This window comes from Lactobacillus helveticus DSM 20075 = CGMCC 1.1877, assembly GCF_000160855.1.
GTDB classification, from domain to species: Bacteria; Bacillota; Bacilli; order Lactobacillales; family Lactobacillaceae; genus Lactobacillus; species Lactobacillus helveticus.
Window position 1 is genome coordinate 1 of sequence record NZ_GG700797.1, and the last position, 531, is coordinate 531.

At 24.1% G+C, this 531-nt stretch carries 1 protein-coding gene; it reads right to left on the reverse strand.

Annotation, left to right across the window (positions count from 1 at the left end; all coding sequences use genetic code 11):
* Positions 1–531: hypothetical protein (locus HMPREF0518_RS10400; protein WP_003627999.1), on the reverse strand; the 531-nt coding region annotated here is incomplete at both ends.

The window sequence follows — 531 nt, forward strand, 5'->3', positions numbered from 1 at the left end:
TTATTATTTGAATGCAAAAGATAAGAAATTTTATAATTATTTGGATTTATAAATGGAGTAAAAATATGAGGATATGCTTCTTTAGCAGAAAAATGCATAACTGTACCTCTTATATTTTCAGATTTACCATTTAAAAATGTAAGATAGGGTTTTATTGAATTTTCCATAGAAATTCTTTTTATTTTTTCTATTATACTTAAAGAAACATACGAGTCTTCCTTTTTATTTTCCAGCACACTAGCTTTATTTAAATAATTAAACTTTTTCAATATATATTTAGGAGTTAACCAATTTGAAAATATCATCGAATAAGACTCTATGCTTTGTAAATCAATATACTTTAAGTGATAATCTAAAGTATTTAATAATTTGTTTCTCTTCTCTATTTCATTATCTGAAACATAAAAAGGACTATTCCCCATCCCTTCTGCTAAAGCATTATTTATAGCTGTTAGCAAATTAAAATCTGTTCCCAAACCTACATTATATGAATTTCTATTTATACCCACAAAAAGAATAACATATATATCC